Source organism: Roseateles noduli (assembly GCF_050626985.1).
Taxonomy (GTDB): domain Bacteria; phylum Pseudomonadota; class Gammaproteobacteria; order Burkholderiales; family Burkholderiaceae_C; genus Roseateles; species Roseateles noduli_A.
The window spans coordinates 3144869-3162178 of record NZ_CP192463.1 but is presented as its reverse complement, the minus strand read 5'-3'; the positions used below and the strand labels follow the sequence as shown (position 1 = coordinate 3162178).

10 protein-coding genes are annotated in these 17310 nt (G+C 67.6%); 6 read left to right on the top strand and 4 right to left on the bottom strand.

The features are described from left to right. Positions 1 to 249 precede the first annotated feature (249 nt). Both ACQ4L4_RS13795 and ACQ4L4_RS13790 read left to right on the top strand, forming a co-directional pair. Positions 250 to 1791 carry a methyl-accepting chemotaxis protein gene (locus ACQ4L4_RS13795; RefSeq protein ID WP_431104742.1) on the top strand — a complete coding sequence of 514 codons (1542 nt, stop codon included), beginning with the start codon at positions 250 to 252 and terminating at the stop codon, positions 1789 to 1791. Between the two features lie 277 nt (positions 1792 to 2068). Beyond that, complete coding sequence (locus tag ACQ4L4_RS13790; RefSeq protein ID WP_431104741.1) at positions 2069 to 4984, top strand: thiamine pyrophosphate-dependent enzyme; 2916 nt, start codon at positions 2069 to 2071, stop codon at positions 4982 to 4984. Positions 4985 to 5084: 100 nt separating this feature from the next. Here ACQ4L4_RS13790 and ACQ4L4_RS13785 read toward each other — a convergent pair whose 3' ends face one another. The 3 genes from ACQ4L4_RS13785 to ACQ4L4_RS13775 all read right to left on the bottom strand — a co-directional run bounded on the left by ACQ4L4_RS13785 (position 5085) and on the right by ACQ4L4_RS13775 (position 8925). Beyond that, positions 5085 to 6683, bottom strand: a complete 1599-nt coding sequence (locus ACQ4L4_RS13785) for an ABC transporter substrate-binding protein (protein ID WP_431104740.1) — start codon at positions 6681 to 6683, stop codon at positions 5085 to 5087. Positions 6684 to 6848: 165 nt separating this feature from the next. Further along, on the bottom strand, positions 6849 to 8414 hold the full coding sequence (locus ACQ4L4_RS13780; protein WP_431104739.1) for an ABC transporter substrate-binding protein: 1566 nt from the start codon (positions 8412 to 8414) through the stop codon (positions 6849 to 6851). Between the two features lie 127 nt (positions 8415 to 8541). Next, entirely contained in the window at positions 8542 to 8925 is a 384-nt protein-coding gene (locus tag ACQ4L4_RS13775) for a hypothetical protein (RefSeq protein ID WP_431104738.1), read from the bottom strand. A gap of 96 nt (positions 8926 to 9021) precedes the next feature. Between ACQ4L4_RS13775 and ACQ4L4_RS13770 the strand changes: the two genes are divergently transcribed. Next, entirely contained in the window at positions 9022 to 10149 is a 1128-nt protein-coding gene (locus tag ACQ4L4_RS13770; protein ID WP_431104737.1) for a branched-chain amino acid ABC transporter substrate-binding protein, read from the top strand. Between the two features lie 199 nt (positions 10150 to 10348). On the opposite strand, the gene ACQ4L4_RS13765 is transcribed toward ACQ4L4_RS13770, so the two are convergent. Further along, positions 10349 to 11191, bottom strand: a complete 843-nt coding sequence (locus tag ACQ4L4_RS13765; protein ID WP_431104736.1) for a 2OG-Fe(II) oxygenase family protein — start codon at positions 11189 to 11191, stop codon at positions 10349 to 10351. A gap of 343 nt (positions 11192 to 11534) precedes the next feature. Here ACQ4L4_RS13765 and ACQ4L4_RS13760 point away from each other — a divergent pair, with 343 nt between their 5' ends. From ACQ4L4_RS13760 to lpdA, 3 genes are all read left to right on the top strand, one after another. Further along, positions 11535 to 14387: a 2-oxoglutarate dehydrogenase E1 component gene (locus ACQ4L4_RS13760; protein ID WP_431104735.1), complete on the top strand. Its 2853-nt coding sequence runs from the start codon at positions 11535 to 11537 to the stop codon at positions 14385 to 14387. A 115-nt stretch (positions 14388 to 14502) separates the two neighbouring features. Continuing rightward, positions 14503 to 15768, top strand: coding sequence for a 2-oxoglutarate dehydrogenase complex dihydrolipoyllysine-residue succinyltransferase (gene odhB / locus ACQ4L4_RS13755; protein WP_431104734.1), 1266 nt, complete (start codon positions 14503 to 14505; stop codon positions 15766 to 15768). Positions 15769 to 15786: 18 nt separating this feature from the next. Then, entirely contained in the window at positions 15787 to 17214 is a 1428-nt protein-coding gene (lpdA, locus tag ACQ4L4_RS13750) for a dihydrolipoyl dehydrogenase (RefSeq protein ID WP_431104733.1), read from the top strand. The last annotated feature ends 96 nt before the right edge of the window (positions 17215 to 17310 follow it).

Below are 17310 nucleotides of genomic sequence, written 5' to 3'. Positions count from 1 at the left end.
GGCCTGCAGGGAATGCCCCCTCAATCGGGGGTGGGTAAGGGCGCTCATCGCCCACATTGCGCGATTGGTGGCCATGGCGGGTTGTCAATCGAACGCACGTGAGACCGATGGGGGCCTCGATCCGTTGAAAACCTCACGGTCCAACGATTTCACAACGTGAATGCTAATTTCGCATTGCTGAGTCGATAGACCTGAAATGTAAGCAGTGGTGTTATCTCCGGACATTCAGTCGTCAGGGAGAGCAATCAAATGAAATTGGCCGACGTTCGGATCGGGTCACGTCTTGCCGCAGCATTCGCGGTCGTCTTCGTGTTGCTGCTGGTCATCCTCGGGGTGGGGATCCGCGTGATCGACGGGGTCAACGCGACGATGGGGCGGGTGGTCGAGGACCGCTACGCGCTGATCGCGCTGACCACGCAGGTCAAGAGCGTGGGCGACCGCGGCGCGATCACCATCGGGCGGCTGCTGCTGGCCGGCACGCCGGATGCGGCGAAGAAGTACATGGACGAGTACGCCGGCATCCGCCAGACCAACTCGGAGAACCTCGCCAAGCTCGAGAAGCTGCTGGCGGACGACCAGAGCAGGCAGCTCTTCGCCGAGCAGTCGGCGGCGCGCAAGGACTACGGCGCGGTGGTGCGCAAGATCTTCGACCTGCTGGCCGCGGGCGACCGCGACGGCGCGATGGCGGTCTATCAGGATCAGATGGTGGGGCCGCAGGCGCGCTACTACGCGCTGATCGACAAGATGGTCGACTTCCAGGCCGCCCGCATGGCGGCGGACGTGGCCGAGGCCAACGAGCGCTCCCAGGGCGCCAAGCTCGACATGATCGTCGCGTCGGCCCTGGCGCTGCTGATGGGCGTGGCGACCGCGTTCTTCATCACGCGTTCGATCACGCAGCCGATCGAGGGCGCCATCGAGCTGGCTGAGCGCGTCGCCGCCGGCGACCTGACCTACCGGATCCGCGCCAGCGGCAAGGACGAGGTGGCGCGGCTGATGGCGGCGCTGCAGAACATGGTCGAGAACCTGCATCGCATCGTCACCGAGGTCCGCACGGGCGCGGACACGATCGCGAACGCGGCCCAGGAGGTCGCGCAGGGCAATCAGGATCTGGCGGCGCGCACCGAGCAGCAGGCCGCGGCGCTGGAGGAAACGGCGTCGGCGATGGAGCAGCTGACCGCGTCCGTGCGGATGAGCGCCGACAACGCCGGCGAGGCCGACCGCTCGGCCTCGTCCGCGTCCGGCATCGCGACGCAGGGCGGCGAGGTGGTGGGCCAGGTCGTGCAGACGATGAGTTCGATCTCCGCGGCGTCGCGCCGCATCGTCGAGATCATCGGCGTGATCGACGGCATCGCGTTCCAGACCAACATCCTGGCGCTCAACGCGGCGGTCGAGGCGGCGCGCGCGGGCGAGCAGGGCCGCGGCTTCGCGGTCGTGGCGTCGGAGGTGCGCAGCCTGGCGCAGCGCAGCGCGACGGCGGCCAAGGAGATCAAGCGGCTCATCGACGACTCGGTGTCGCAGGTCGAGGCCGGCGGCCGCATGGTCGAACAGGCCGGCCAGACGATGCAGCAGGTCGTGGGCAGCATCCGGCACGTGAGCCACATCGTGACCGAGATCAGCGCGTCCAGCCGCGAGCAGAGCGCCGGCATCGAGCAGGTCAATGCGGCGGTCGTGCAGATGGACGACTCGACGCAGAAGAACGCGTCGATGGTCGAGCAGAGCACCGCCGCCGCGCGCGCGCTGCAGGAGCAGGCGCATCAGCTCAACGACGCCGTGCGCGCCTTCGCGCTATGAGGCCGCCGTGCGCGCGCGACGCATGAACGCGCCGTGATCGCGTCTTGAATCCGTGAGCGGCGGCCGCGCGCCGTCGCGTCAGGTTGGAGGGGACTGGAGACGGGACCGGCCGCAGAGCCGGAGGTCGCGCAGCCCGGGAGGATCCGACCGCCGACTGATCGACGGCCCGCGAGGGCCGCGAAGGATCGGCACAGGTGCCGCAGAGCGCCGGGGTCGCCCGGAGGCGTGACGAGCAGGGCTCATCCGAGCCGCGTCAGTCAACGTCAAGGGAGTCGACATGTCCGTGAACACCTCGTTCGGGCGCCACGCCTGGGCGCTCCGCTGCCGTTTCGATCGCGACACCGATCCGTCGGACGCGAGCGCTTCGCCGGCCGCCTCACCGTCTTCTTCACCGCGTCTGCGGCCCGGCATCGCCGCGCTGATCGATGCATTCCGCCGGCAGGGCCATCGCCATGCGCGGCTCGATCCGCTGGCCGGACCGCCGGCCGCACCGGACGCCGGTGCCGAGCCCGGTCCAGGCGGCAGTGACGCATCGATCGGCACCAGCACCGGCACCAGCACCAGCACCAGCACCAGCATCGGCGCCGCGGCCGACGCGGATGCCGGTGCGTTCGACCTGTCGCGATTCGGCCTCGCGGACGGCGACGCTGTCGCGGAGGAGGGCGGTTCGGTGCTCGGCGTCGCCGACGCGCGGGCGCTCCGCCAGCGCTTGAGCGCGCTGTACTGCGGCGCCTTGACACTCGACCTGAGCGCGGTGCGCGACGAGTCGCGCCGCTCGTGGTGGAGCGCGCGTTTCGAGTCGGACGATGCGCCGTTGTCCGCCGACGCGGCGCGCGCGCTGCTGCGCCGGCTCGCTCGCGTGGAGGGCTGGGAGCGTCATCTGGCGAATCGCTTTCCGCATGGCAAACGCTTCTCGCTCGAGGGCAACGAGGCGCTGCTGCCCTTGCTCGACGCCGTGCTGGAGGCCGGCGCGGCACTGGGCGTCGACCAGGTGCTGATGGGCATGCCGCATCGCGGCCGTGTGAACGTGCTGGCCAACCTGCTGGGCCATCCCATCGACGCGTTGATCGACTACTTCGAGCCCGCGCCGGCGCATCCCGAACGACAGCGCGACCTCGTCTATCACCTCGGCGGCACGTCGCGCGTGCAGACCGCGCATGGCGCCGTGCGCCTGCGACTGGCGAGCAACCCGTCGCACCTGCAGAGCGTCTATCCGGTCGTCGTCGGCATGACGCGCGCGGCGCGCTCGGCGGCGGGTGACCGGCCGGACCGGTGCATGGCCGTGATGATGCATGGCGACGCGGCCTTTGCCGGGCAGGGCGTGGTGATGGAGACGCTGGCGCTCGGCCTGAAGCCGGGCTACGAGGTGGGCGGCGTGATCCATGTCGTCATCAACAATCAACTCGGCTTCACCGAGCCGAACCCGATGGATGCGGGCGCGGCCCGCTACTGCACCGATGCGACGCGAGGCGTCGACGCGCCGGTGCTGCGCGTCCATGCCGACGATCCCGAGGCGGTGCTGCGCGCCGCGCGGCTGGCGGTCGACTACCGCGCGCGCTTCGGTACCGACGTGGTCATCGACCTGGTCGGGTACCGCCGCCTCGGTCATTCGGAGCACGACGTGCCGCAGCTCACCAGTCCCGCGCTGTACCGGCGCATGCCAGCGAAGCCGGGCGTGACCGCGCTGTATGCGAAGCGCCTGACTGCGGAGGGCCGTCTTCGGGAAGACGACGCCGGGGCCGTCGCCGCGCAGGTCGATGCCTTCGATCCGTCGCGACCGTTGGAAGGTGCCGCGCCGATCGCCGATGACGCGCCGTTGCGGCCGGAGGGGCACGCCCCCATCGGCGATCTGCACGATGTGCTGGAAGCGCTGGCGCAGGTGCCCGAAGGTTTCGAGCCGCACCCGCTGCTGCGCGATCAGGCCAGCCGCTGGCGCGGCATGGCCGATGACGCCCGCCGTCCCGCCGACTGGTGCACGGCGGAGACGCTCGCCTGGGCGCAGGTCCTGCGCGCGGGGACGGGCGTGCGGATCTCCGGCCTGGACGTGCAGCGCGGCACCTTCCTGCATCGGCATGCGGTGTGGCATCACCAGCGGCGGGAGGTCGATGCCGGTGGCGGCCTGCCCATGGCGGGCGCGGGCAGGATGCGCGATCACGCGCGCGATGTCATGCACGCTGAAGTGCGCGAGGACAAGCGCGATGACGTGCACGAGGACAAGCGCCCGAGCGATCCCTCGACGTGGACGCCGTTGTCCCGCTTCGCATCGGCGGGCGCGCGACTGGAGGTCGTCAACTCGCTGCTGGCGGAGGAGGCGGTCCTGGGCTTCGAGTACGGGCACAGCGTGCATGCGCGCGATGTGCTGACGGTGTGGGAAGCTCAGTTCGGCGACTTCGTCAACGGCGCGCAGGTCTACCTCGACCAGTACCTCAGTTCCGGCGAAGAGAAGTGGGGCGACACCTCCTCACTGACCGTGCTGCTGCCGCATGGCTACGAGGGCGTGGGGCCGGAGCACTCGAACGGTTTCCTCGCGCGCATCCTGCAGCTGTGCGGCGCGGACAACCTGCGCGTCGCGATGCCGTCGACATCGGGCCAGTACGCGGCGCTGCTGCAGCGCCAGGCGCTGGATCCGGTGCGCAAGCCGCTGATCGTGATGACGCCCAAGGCGGTGCTGCTGGCGGAGCCGCGCAGCCACACGCCGGTCGGCGTGCTCGCGGCCGGTCGCTTCGAGCCGGTGCTCGACGACGACACCCTCGACGAGGCACAGGCGGGTCGTGTACGCCGGGTCGTGCTGAGCAGCGGCAAGGTCCACTACGACCTGCTGAGCGCGCGCCAGGCGATGGCCGGGTCGCTCGCCGATCCGATGGCGGGCGCGACCGCGCTGGTGCGGGTCGAACAGCTCTACCCGTTCCCGAGCGAGTCGCTGTCGGCCGTGCTGCGGCGGTACCCGCTCCTCGAGGAACTCGTCTGGACGCAGGAGGAAACGCGCAACCAGGGCGCGTGGCACTTCGTCCGCGACGAGCTCGAGGCGCTCCTGCCCGACGGCGCGTGGCTGTGCGAGGTCTCCCGCGCCGTGACCGCGGCGGGCGCCACGGCTTCGCCGGTGATCCATCGTTGGCAGCAGGCCGAGCTGGTCCGCCAGGCGCTCGTGCCGCAGACCGCCGTGCCGGGGCGCTCGCCAGCCCGTTCGTCCTGAACGACGAAGGCGGCATCGCGCATCGCACGGTGCCGCCTTCCAGGCGTGATCGGCGCCGGGGCGGCCGTTGTGGACGGCCCGCCCCGCGTTCAAGCGTCCGTCACTTGATCGTCGTGAACCGCGCTTCCGGACGGTCGTCGGAGCGGTGCGGCGTCGTGACGCTCTTCTTCATCGCCCACGGGCGCACCTGGTGGTGCAGCGGGATGAAGAACACCTCGTCGCGGATGCGCACCAGGCCTTCCTTCAGCAGCGCGTTGCGCTTGGCCACGTCGCCTTCGATCTTCGCGGCGTCGATGATCTGGTCGAGCTTCGCGTCGCTCAGGCGGAAGTAGTTGCCGCTGCCGTCCGCGCCGCCGCTGCGCGTGCGCGCCAGCGACTGCATCGTGTACAGCGCGTCATAGGTCGGCACGCCCCAGCCGTACAGGAACAGCGGGTACTCGAAGGCCTGCAGCTTCGGGCTGAAGGTGCTGAACGACTCGGTCTGCAGCCGCGCCTTGATGCCGACCTTGCTCCACATCGACACCACGGCGAGGCAGATCTCCTCGTCGTTGACGTAGCGGTTGTTGGGGCAGTTCATCGGCACGTCGAAGCCGTTCGGATAACCGGCCTCCGCGAGCAGCTTCTTCGCGCGTTCGGCGTCGACCTTGGTCGGCACGTCGATGTCGGGCGCATTGCCGTTCACGCCCGGCGCGACCATGATGCCGGCCGGTACCGACAGGCCGCGCATCGTCGCGCGCTTGATGGCCTCGCGGTCGATGGCCAGCGACATCGCCTCGCGCACGCGCTTGTCCTTGAACGGGTTCTTGCCCGTCACGCTGCTGCCCTTGAGCTGTTCGCTGCCCTGGTCCATGCCGATGAAGATCGTGCGGGTCTCGCTGCCCTCGGCGACGTTCAACTTCGGATCGGCCTTCAGCCGGCCGACGTCCTGCGTCGGGATGTCGGACAGCAGGTCCACGTCGCCCGACAGCAGCGCCGCGACCCGCGTCGGATCGGACTTGATCGGCGTGTAGATCACCTCGTCGACGTTGGTCGCGTTCTTCGCGTCCCACCAGTCCTTGTTCTGGACCATCGTGATGCGCTGGTCGGGTTGCCAGCCGGTGATCCGGTACGGCCCGGTGCCGTTGGCATTGCGCGTCGCGTAGGTCTCTTCCTTGGCCTTGAAGTCCGGCAGGTTGAGCGCCTTGTTCTTCTCCGCCCAGGTCTTGCTCATGATGCGGAAGTCGACGAACTGGCGCAGCAGGATCGGATTGGGCGCGGCCAGGATCACGTCGATGGTGTGGCTGTCGACCTTCCTGATCTCGGCGACCCCTGCCACGAACGGGTGCATCGTTCCCACCGGCTGCTTGATGCGCTGGAACGAGAACACCACGTCGTCCGCGGTGAACGGCGAGCCGTCGTGGAACTTCACACCCTTGCGCAGCTCGAAGCGGACCTGCGTGGGGCTGATCTGCGTCCACTTCGTGGCGAGCGAGGGTTCGACCTGGTACTGGCGGTCGTAACGCGTCAGACCCTCATAGGCGTGCTGCGTGATCGCGTTCGTCGTGCTGTGGTTCTGCGAGTGCGGATCCAGCGTCAGCACGTCGTTCTGAGCGGCCCAGCGCAGCGGCGCCGCCTGGGCGATCCCGACCATCGCCGCGATGGCGGCGACGCAAAGGGCAGTGCGGGCGGATCGGATCGATCCGGAGTGATTCCTCGACATGAGCGGTAGCTCCCTTGGCAACGTCGTTAAGCAAACGTGAAGTCGCCTGGATGCTAGCTGCCGGGACCCTCGGCGGGTGGCCGGTCCACCCTGGGGATTGCCCCAAGGGCGGACCGGAAAATTCAGCCGCCGAGCAAGGACATCCGGGATCCGCGCATCAAACCGTCACTTGATCGTCGTGAACCGCGCTTCCGGCCGGTCGTTGGAGCGGTGCAGGGTCTGCAGGTTGGCGCGCATCGCCCACGGGCGCACCTGGTGGTGCAACGGGATGAACAGGTACTGATCGCGCGTGCGCACCAGCGCATCGCGCAGGATCGCGTCGCGCTTGGCGGTGTCGATCTCGCTCTTGGCGGCGTCGATCAGCTTGTCCAGGGCCAAGTCGCTGACCTTGGAGAAGTTGAAGCTGCCATCCGCGCCGCCGCTGCGCGTGCGCGCGAGCGCCTGCAGCGAGTAGAGCGCATCGCGCGTGGACACGCCCCAGCCCAGCATGTAGAGCGGCGCCTCGAAGCGCTGGAACAGCTGGCTGTGCTGCGACATCGGCTGCGCGGTCAGCCGCGCCGTGACGCCGATCTTGCTCCACATCGACACGACGGCCAGGCAGATCTTCTCGTCGTTGACGTAGCGGTTGTTGGGGCAGTTCAGCGGCAGCTCGAAGCCGTTCGGATAACCGGCGTCGGCGAGCAGCTTCTTCGCGCGGGCGAGGTCGGGCTTGGCGGGCTTGTCCAGCGCGGCGTCGTAGCCGTTGACGCCGGGCGGGACCATCAGCGATGCCGGTACCGACAGGCCGCGCATGATGCTGCGCTTGATCGCCTCGCGGTCGATGGCGATGGAGAGCGCCTCCCGCACGCGGACGTCCTTGAACGGGTTCTTGCCCTTGACCGAGGCGCCGCGCAACTCGTCGCTGCCGAGGTCCATCGCGAAGAAGATGGTGCGGGTCTCGGGCCCTTCGATCGACTTGAGCTTCGCATCGGCCTTCACCGCGGCGACGTCCTGGGTCGGCACCTCGGTCAGCAGGTCCACGTCGCCCGAGGTGAGCGCCGCGACACGCGTGGGATCCGACTTGATCGGGATGTAGCTGACCTCGGTGATGTTGCCCTTGTTCTTGTCCCACCAGGTCTTGTTGATCGTCATCGAGACCTTCTGGTCGGGCTGCCACGAGACGATCTCGTACGGGCCGGTGCCGTCGGTGTGGCGGCTGGCGTAGTTCTCGTCCTTGGCCTTGTAGTCGGCCATCTGCGTCGCCTTGTTCTTCTCGGCCCAGACCTTGCTCATGATCCGGAAGTCGACCAGGTTGCGCAGCAGGATGGGTTGCGGCGAGTCGAGGATCAGGTCGACGGTGAAGTCGTCGACCTTCCTGATCTCCTTGATGCCGGTGACGTAGATCTGCATCGTGCCCTGCGGCTGGCGGATGCGGTCGAAGCTGAAGATCACGTCGTCCGCGGTGAAGGGCGAGCCGTCGTGGAACTTCACGCCCTTGCGCAGCTCGAAGCGGACCTGCGTCGGACTGATCTGCGTCCACTTCGTGGCCAGGCAGGGCTCGATCTCCCACCGCTCGTTGTAGCGGGTCAGGCCTTCGTAGGCGTGCTGCAGGATGGCGCTGGTGGTGGTGTGGTCCTGAGAATGCGGATCCAGCGTCAGCACGTCGTTCTGCGCGGCCCAGCGCAGCGGCACGGCCTGCGCGCCGGGCACGGCGGCCATGGCGCCGAACGCGATCGCCAGGGTCAGCGTCATGGGGGCGCGGACGGTTCGGGACGCTCTCGGGAAGCGGGATGTCGGGACACGGGACATGGGCGGACTCCGATGAAGCCTGGTCAGGCGATGCTCGGCCCATGCTATGCCCGACGGGGGCAGGCGTTGCTTAGCGCTTCTCCGGAGATGAGGGCGAGGATGCCGGGGACGACGGGGCCGTCGTCGGCTCGATGTCCGCGTCGCAGCCGATGCCGGCCGCGATCATGCGTCGCGCATAGCGGCGGATCAGGCGATTGACGAGACCGTCCGGCCGGAGTGTTCGCAACCCGACATAGCGCGTCGGATGCACCAGCATGCCGCATCGGTACTGCCGGTCTTCCCCGGACCACAGCAGCGCGCGGCAGGCGCCTTCGCGCTTCAGGCTCACGAGCATCCCGAGCGGGCAGGGCTCGGCCAGGCAGCACACGCCGCAGCCGTTGCACGCCTGGCCGAGGGCCGGTTTGGGTGGCGCTTCCGGATGGATCCAGATGACGCTGCCTGATGGGGAGGACATGCACCACTGTAGACGGGGTTGATCCGCGTCCTTCACGGCCGCATTACGTAGACTCGACGTCCCCCTTGCCGGGGAAGACCTTACCGAGGAAGACATATGAAGAAGTTCTCTCTGAAACTGCTGGTGCTCGTCGCCGGCTTCGCGGCGCTGGGCAGCCAGGCGCAGGAGCGCGTGCGCATCGGCTTCATGAGCCCGGTCACCGGGCCGCAGGCCGGCTACGGCATCGACAACCGCGACGGCGCCGCGCTCGCCATCAAGGAGCTGAACGCCAAGGGCGTGAAAGTCGCCGGCAAGCCGGTCGTGTTCGAACTCGACGTCAACGACGACGTGGCCGATCCGCGTCAGGGCGTGCAGGTGGCGCAGGCGCTGGTCGACAAGAAGATCAGGTTCGTGCTCGGCCCGTACAACTCGGGCGTGACGATGCCGGCCTCGCGCGTGTTCTCCGACGGCGGCGTGATCGTGCTGACGGTGGCGTCCAACCCCCGCATCACGCAGCAGCCCAACCAGTCCAACCTGTTCCGCATCGGCGCCACCGACAACCAGCTCGGCGCGAAGATGGCCGTCTACGCGGCGCAGGACCTGAAGGTGAAGACGGTCGCCGTCATCGACGACCGCACGGCCTACGGCCAGGGCGTCGCGCAGGAGTTCACCGCCCAGGCGACCAAGCTCGGCATCAAGGTCGTGTCCAAGGAGTTCACCAACGACAAGGCGACGGACTTCAGCAGCATCCTGACCGCCGTGAAGGCCGCCAAGCCCGACGCCGTGTTCTACGGCGGCTACTCGGCGCAGGGCGGCCCGATGCTGCGTCAGATGCGAGGCCTCGGCATCACGGTGCCGCTGTTGGGCGGCGACGGCATCTGCTCGTCGGAGACCGCCACGCTGTCGCAGATCGCGAACGACCTGAACACCTACTGCACGCAGGGCGGGGCGCTGATCGACCGCAGCGCCAAGGGCAAGCAGTTCCTGGAGAAGTACAAGGCCGAGTTCAAGCGCGATCCGTTGACCTACGCCGCGTCCTTCTACGACGGCGCCTACCTGCTGGCCGGCGCCATGGAAGCGGCGCAGTCCACCGATCCGAAGAAGGTCGGCGAACATCTGGCGAAGTCGACCTACGTCGGCGTGGCCGGCGAGTACGCCTACGACGACAAGCACGACCTGAAGTCGTCCGCCGTCACGGTGTTCACGCTCAAGGGCAAGGATGTGGTGCCGCTGAAGAGCCTCTGAAGAGCCTCTAAAGAACTGCGGGTGAGCGAGCGGAAGCCCGAGGCGCCGGTGCCCCCCTCCGCTCAATCGCCTGCGCATGCTCGGCATTCGCTCCGAGGGGCACCGGCGCCTCGGGCTTCTCGGTGGACCGCGGTCCCCGAAATGAGAAGGCCCCGTTCCCGGGAGGGAAAGGGGCCTCGTGCGGGTGACTTTCCGAGGGTCAGGTCTTGACGCCCAGTTCCCGCAGGCGCTCTTCCAGGTACTCGTGCGCGGTGTAGCGGTCCGACAGGACCACGTCCTCGCGCGGATGCAGGAACAGCGGCAGCGAGACGCGGCTCTTCTTGGCGCCTTCGCCGGTCGGGTTCACCACGCGGTGCTGCGTCGACGGGTAGTAGCCCTGCGACGCTTCCTGCAGCATGTCGCCGATGTTGATGATCAGCATGCCGAAGTCGCCGGGCACGTCGACCCACTCGCCATCCTTGCCCTGCACCTGCAGGCCGGGCTCGTTGGCGGCCGGCAGGATGGTCAGCAGGTTGATGTCGCCGTGCGCCGCGGCGCGCAGCGAGCCCGCCGGCTCGTTGCCGGTCAGCGGCGGGTAGCGCAGCACGCGCAGCAGGGTGTGCCGGCTGTCCTTGATCATGTTGGACAGCGGCTCGCGATAGTTCTTCGCGATGTCGGCAGGGGTGTGCTTCTCCACCCACGACAGCAATTCCGCCGCCAGGTCATTGGCGATGCCGTAGTAGCGCATCGCGTCCTCCTTCAGCGACGCCGGGATCCTTCCCCACGGGTAGATGTGGAAGTACTCCTTGATGTCCTTCTGCGCGTGGCCCTTGGCGGTCTCCGAAATCTCGGTGGAGAAGTAACCGTCCTGGGTCTCCTTGGAGAACGCCAGCGCGTGCTTCTCGGTCCCGTTGAAATAGCCGAGCCAGTCGGCGTAGATCTTCTCGACCAGTTCCTGGGGCAGTGGGTGATTCACCAGGACGCCGAAGCCTGTCTCGTGCAGGGAGCGGGTGAATTGCTCGGCCGCATCCGCGGCGCGGTAGTCGACGACTCGAACTTGCATGTGGGATCTCCTGTGTCCCGGGCAGTCCGCCATTCAATGTCGGGGCGGTACGCCAACCAGCAGTCTACTGCGTTGAGTTGCTTGCTCGCAAACGTTTGTAGATCGTGAGGATCCGTTCGCTTGATCCATGTCATGGACGGGGCGCACTGGAAGTGGGCGATCCCGCAACAGCACGGGTTCCAGCGTGGTGCTACAGTCCTGCGCTTGTGACTTCAGGTCCTTCCCGTACCCCTTTTCTGGCAACAGCAAAGGCGGGTCGCAATCCGCCAACCGGTCAAGCCGTGTCGCGGAAGGTTCATAACCAGCCGATAGCTCCGGAAGCCGGGGCAGAGGTGAGCGAAAGATGATGCAGCAATACAGCTCGAACTCCTATCTGTTCGGGGGCAATGCTCCCTACGTCGAGGAGATGTACGAGCAGTACCTCGACAACCCGGGCGCCGTGCCCGACAACTGGCGCGCCTACTTCGACGCGCTGCAGCACGTCCCCGCGGTGGACGGCAGCGACAAGCGCGACGTCCCGCACGCCCCCGTCGTCGAGTCCTTCGCGCAGCGCGCCAAGGCCAACGCGCTCAACAACAAGGTGTCCTCCGCCGAGCTCGAAGTGGCCGGCAAGCAGGTGCACGTCCAGTCGCTGATCGCCGCGTATCGCACGCTGGGCTCGCGCTGGGCCGACCTGGACCCGCTCAAGCGCACCGAACGCGCCAAGATCGCGGAACTGGAACCCTCGTCCTACGGCCTCACAGAAGCCGACATGGACCGGACCTTCAGCGCCACGAACACTTATTTCACCAAGGCCGAGCGCATGACCCTGCGCGAGATCGTGCAGGCCTTGCGTGACACCTACTGCGGCTCCGTCGGCGCCGAGTTCATGCACGTCACCGAGCCGACCGAGAAGCGCTGGTGGCAGGAGCGCCTGGAGGCGATCCGCAGCAAGCCGACCTACACGGCCGAGAAGAAGCAGCAGATCCTGGAGCGCCTGACGGCCGCCGAAGGGCTGGAGCGCTACCTGCACACGAAGTACGTCGGCCAGAAGCGTTTCTCGCTGGAAGGCGGCGAGAGCTTCATCGTCTCGATGGACGAGCTGGTGAAGTGCGCCGGCGTCCGCGGCGTGCAGGAGATCGTGATCGGCATGGCCCACCGTGGCCGCCTGAACGTGCTGGTGAACACCCTGGGCAAGATGCCCAAGGACCTGTTCGCCGAGTTCGACCACACCGCCCCGGAAGACCTGCCCTCGGGTGACGTGAAGTACCACCAGGGCTTCTCCAGCGACGTGACCACCCCCGGCGGCCCCGTCCACCTGAGCCTGGCCTTCAACCCGTCGCACCTGGAGATCGTGAACCCGGTCGTCGAGGGCTCGGTCAAGGCGCGCATGGACCGCCGCGGCGACAAGACCGGCGAGCAGGTGCTGCCCGTGCTGGTGCACGGCGACGCGGCCTTCGCCGGCCAGGGCGTCGTGATGGAGACGCTGGCGCTGGCGCAGACGCGCGGCTACTACACCGGCGGCACCGTCCACATCGTCATCAACAACCAGATCGGCTTCACCACCAGCGACCCGCGCGACACGCGCTCGACGCTGTACTGCTCCGACGTCGTCAAGATGATCGAGGCCCCGGTGCTGCACGTGAACGGCGACGATCCGGAAGCGGTCGTGCTGTGCACGCAGCTGGCGCTGGACTACCGCCAGCAGTTCAAGAAGGACGTCGTCGTCGACATCGTCTGCTTCCGCAAGCTGGGCCACAACGAGCAGGACACGCCCGCGCTGACGCAGCCGCTGATGTACAAGACCATCGCCAAGCATCCGGGCACCCGCAAGCTGTACGGCGAGAAGCTGGTGGCCCAGGGCGTGCTGGACGCCGACGGTCCGGACGGCATGGTCAAGGCCTTCCGCGCCGCGATGGACGAAGGCCGTCACACCGTCGACCCGGTGCTGACCAACTTCAAGAGCAAGTACGCGACCGACTGGACCCCGTTCCTCGGCAAGAAGTGGACCGACAGCTGCGACACCGCGCTGCCGGTGGCCGAGTGGAAGCGCCTGGCCGAGAAGGTCACCACGCTGCCCGGCAACTTCAAGGCCCACACGCTGGTGGAGAAGGTCATCGCCGACCGCGCGGCCATGGGTCGCGGCGACATCAACGTCGACTGGGGCATGGGCGAGCACATGGCCTTCGCCTCGCTGGTGGCCTCGGGTTACCCGATCCGCCTGTCCGGTGAAGACTGCGGCCGCGGCACGTTCACGCACCGCCACGCGGTGCTGCATGACCAGAACCGCGAGCGCTTCGACGAAGGCATCTACATCCCGCTGCAGAACGTCGCGGAAGGCCAGGCCCCGTTCGTCGTGATCGACTCGATCCTGTCGGAAGAGGCGGTGCTGGGCTTCGAATACGGCTACGCCGCCGCCGACCCGCACACGCTGACCATCTGGGAAGCGCAGTTCGGCGACTTCGTGAACGGTGCGCAGGTCGTCATCGACCAGTTCATCGCCTCGGGCGAAGTGAAGTGGGGCCGCTCCAACGGCCTGACGATGATGCTGCCGCACGGCTACGAAGGCCAGGGCCCCGAGCACAGCTCGGCCCGCCTGGAGCGCTTCATGCAGCTGGCCGCCGACAACAACATGCAGATCGTCCAGCCGACGACGGCGTCGCAGATCTTCCATCTGCTGCGTCGCCAGATGCTGCGCATGTTCCGCAAGCCGCTGGTCATCCTGACGCCCAAGTCGCTGCTGCGCGCCAAGGACGCCACGTCCCCGGTCAGCGAGTTCACCAAGGGTGAGTTCCGCACCGTCATCGGCGAGACGAGCGCCGAGATCGACGCGAGCAAGGTCAAGCGCGTGATCGCCTGCTCCGGCAAGGTGGCCTACGACCTGATCAAGGCCCGTGGCGACAAGAAGGACGTCGCGATCATCCGCGTCGAACAGCTGTACCCGTTCCCGCACAAGGCGTTCGCGGCCGAACTCAAGAAGTACCCGAACCTCGCCGAGATCGTGTGGTGCCAGGACGAGCCGCAGAACCAGGGCGCCTGGTTCTTCGTGCAGCACTACATCCACGAGAACATGGCCGACGGCCAGAAGCTCGGTTACGCGGGCCGTCCCGCCTCGGCCTCGCCGGCCGTCGGCTATGCCCACCTGCACCAGGAACAGCAGAAGGCGCTGCTGGAGCAGGCCTTCGGGAAACTGAAGGGTTTCGTGCTGACCAAGTGAGTCATTGCGGACGCCGCGCGCCGCAATGACACCGGCGCCGGGGACGGGCACACGCTCCCCGGCGACCGGCAGGCGCAAGGCTCCGGTTTACTGAAAAACCGAGAGAAGAAACATCATGGCAATCGTTGAAGTCAAAGTCCCCCAGCTGTCCGAATCGGTCGCCGAAGCGACCCTGCTCCAGTGGAAGAAGAAGCCCGGCGACGCCGTGGCCATCGATGAGATCCTGATCGAGATCGAGACCGACAAGGTCGTGCTCGAAGTGCCGGCGCCGTCCGCCGGCGTGCTGGCCGAGCTGGTCGTCGGCGACGGCGGTACCGTCACGTCGGACCAGGTCATCGCCAAGATCGACTCCGAAGGCAAGGCCGGCGCCGCTGCTCCGGCCGCCGCCGCTCCGGCACCCGCCGCCGCCGCCGCCGCTCCGGCCGCCGCTGCCGCCTCGTCGGACAGCAAAGCCGGCGTCGCGATGCCCGCCGCCGCGAAGATCATGGCCGACAACAACCTGGCCGCCGGCTCGGTGTCCGGCACCGGCAAGGATGGCCGCGTGACCAAGGGCGACGTGCTGGGCGCGATCGAAGGCGGCGCCAAGCCGGCGGTGATCCCGGCTCCGGTGCAGGCCCCGGCCGCTCCCGCCAAGGCGCCGCTGCAGGCCGTCGCCGCGCCCGTGTCCGCCAATCTGGGCGACCGTCCGGAACAACGCGTGCCGATGAGCCGCCTGCGCGCCCGCATCGCCGAGCGTCTGCTGCAATCGCAATCGACCAACGCCATCCTGACCACGTTCAATGAAGTGAACATGGCCCCGGTGATGGAGCTGCGCAAGAAGTTCCAGGACAGCTTCACCAAGGAACACGGCACGAAGCTGGGCTTCATGAGCTTCTTCGTCAAGGCCGCCGTCCACGCTCTGAAGAAGTACCCGGTGCTGAACGCCTCGGTCGACGGCAACGACATCGTCTACCACGGCTACTTCGACATCGGCATCGCCGTCGGCTCGCCGCGCGGCCTGGTCGTGCCCATCCTGCGCAACGCGGACCAGATGAGCTTCGCCGACATCGAGAAGAAGATCGCCGAGTTCGGCAAGAAGGCCCAGGAAGGCAAGCTCGGCATCGAAGAGATGACCGGCGGCACCTTCTCGATCTCCAACGGCGGCACCTTCGGTTCGATGCTGTCGACGCCGATCATCAACCCGCCGCAGTCGGCCATCCTGGGCGTGCACGCGACCAAGGACCGCGCCGTCGTCGAGAACGGCCAGATCGTGATCCGTCCGATCAACTACCTGGCGATGTCCTACGACCACCGCATCATCGACGGCCGTGAAGCCGTGCTGGGTCTCGTGGCCATGAAGGACGCGCTGGAAGATCCGGCTCGCCTCCTGTTCGACATCTAAGCCAAGGACGATCGACACATGAGCAAGCAATTCGACGTCGTCGTCATCGGCGGCGGCCCCGGCGGCTACATCGCGGCGATCCGCGCGGCGCAACTGGGCTTCAACACGGCCTGCATCGACGAGTGGAAGAACGACAAGGGCGGTCCCGCCCTGGGCGGCACCTGCACCAACGTCGGCTGCATCCCGTCCAAGGCCCTGCTGCAGTCGAGCGAGCACTTCGAGCACGCCGGCCACGGCTTTGCCGACCACGGCATCTCGATGAACGACCTGAAGATCGACATCGCCAAGATGATCGGTCGCAAGGACGCCGTCGTGAAGCAGAACAACGACGGCGTGCAGTACCTGTTCAAGAAGAACAAGGTCACGTTCTTCCACGGCCGCGGCTCGTTCGTGGCGGCGAAGGACGGCGCTTACGAGCTGAAGGTCGCCGGCGCCGCCGAGGAGACCATCACGGCCAAGCACGTGATCGTCGCCACCGGTTCCAACGCCCGCCAACTGCCGGGTGCCCCGTTCGACGAGACCAACATCCTGTCCAACGACGGCGCGCTGCGCATCCCGACCGTGCCGAAGAAGCTGGGCGTGATCGGCTCCGGCGTCATCGGCCTGGAAATGGGTTCGGTGTGGCGCCGCCTCGGCGCCGAGGTGACGATCCTGGAAGCGCTGCCCGCCTTCCTGGGCGCCGCCGACGAGTCCGTCGCCAAGGAAGCCGCCAAGGTCTTCAAGAAGCAGGGCCTGAACATCGAGCTGGGCGTGAAGATCACCAGCGTCGAGAACGGCAAGGACGGCGTGGCGGTGAAGTACACCGACGCCAAGGGCGGCGAGCAGACGCTGGCGGTCGACAAGCTGATCGTCTCGATCGGCCGCACGGCCAACACCATCGGCCTGAACCCCGAAGCCGTGGGCCTGAAGCTCGACGAGCGCGGCGCCGTCATCGTCGACGACGAGTGCAAGACCAACCTGCCGGGCGTCTGGGCCATCGGCGATGTCGTGCGCGGCCCGATGCTGGCGCACAAGGCCGAGGAAGAAGGCGTTGCCGTGGCCGAGCGCATCGCCGGCCAGCACGGTCACGTCAACTTCAACACGATCCCGTGGGTCATCTACACGAGCCCCGAGATCGCGTGGGTCGGCAAGACCGAGCAGCAGCTGAAGGCGGACGGCGTGGCCTACAAGGCGGGCCAGTTCCCGTTCCTGGCCAACGGCCGCGCGCGCGCCCTGGGCGACACGACCGGCTTCGTCAAGTTCCTGGCCGACGCCAAGACCGACGAGATCCTGGGCGTGCACATCATCGGCCCGATGGCCTCGGAGCTGATCGCCGAGTCCGTGGTCGCGATGGAGTTCAAGGCCTCGGCCGAGGACATCGCCCGCATCTGCCACGCGCACCCGTCGCTGAGCGAAGCGACCAAGGAAGCGGCCCTGGCCATCGACAAGCGCACGCTGAACTTCTGAGCTCCGGCTCGAAGCGCATCGGACGCATGAACGGAAGGGGCGGCGCGAGTCGCCCCTTTTTCCATCTTGTCCGCGCTGCGCAGGTTCCCTGATCTG

What these genes read in the sequence shown, in the direction of transcription:
- ACQ4L4_RS13775 (WP_431104738.1), bottom strand. Translation starts at nt 8,925, where the DNA reads ATGTCCTCCCCATCAGGCAGCGTCATCTGGATCCATCCGGAAGCGCCA.
- ACQ4L4_RS13780 (WP_431104739.1), bottom strand. Translation starts at nt 8,414, where the DNA reads ATGACGCTGACCCTGGCGATCGCGTTCGGCGCCATGGCCGCCGTGCCC.
- lpdA (WP_431104733.1), top strand. Translation starts at nt 15,787, where the DNA reads ATGAGCAAGCAATTCGACGTCGTCGTCATCGGCGGCGGCCCCGGCGGC.
- odhB (WP_431104734.1), top strand. Translation starts at nt 14,503, where the DNA reads ATGGCAATCGTTGAAGTCAAAGTCCCCCAGCTGTCCGAATCGGTCGCC.
- ACQ4L4_RS13795 (WP_431104742.1), top strand. Translation starts at nt 250, where the DNA reads ATGAAATTGGCCGACGTTCGGATCGGGTCACGTCTTGCCGCAGCATTC.
- ACQ4L4_RS13760 (WP_431104735.1), top strand. Translation starts at nt 11,535, where the DNA reads ATGATGCAGCAATACAGCTCGAACTCCTATCTGTTCGGGGGCAATGCT.
- ACQ4L4_RS13770 (WP_431104737.1), top strand. Translation starts at nt 9,022, where the DNA reads ATGAAGAAGTTCTCTCTGAAACTGCTGGTGCTCGTCGCCGGCTTCGCG.
- ACQ4L4_RS13765 (WP_431104736.1), bottom strand. Translation starts at nt 11,191, where the DNA reads ATGCAAGTTCGAGTCGTCGACTACCGCGCCGCGGATGCGGCCGAGCAA.
- ACQ4L4_RS13790 (WP_431104741.1), top strand. Translation starts at nt 2,069, where the DNA reads ATGTCCGTGAACACCTCGTTCGGGCGCCACGCCTGGGCGCTCCGCTGC.
- ACQ4L4_RS13785 (WP_431104740.1), bottom strand. Translation starts at nt 6,683, where the DNA reads ATGTCGAGGAATCACTCCGGATCGATCCGATCCGCCCGCACTGCCCTT.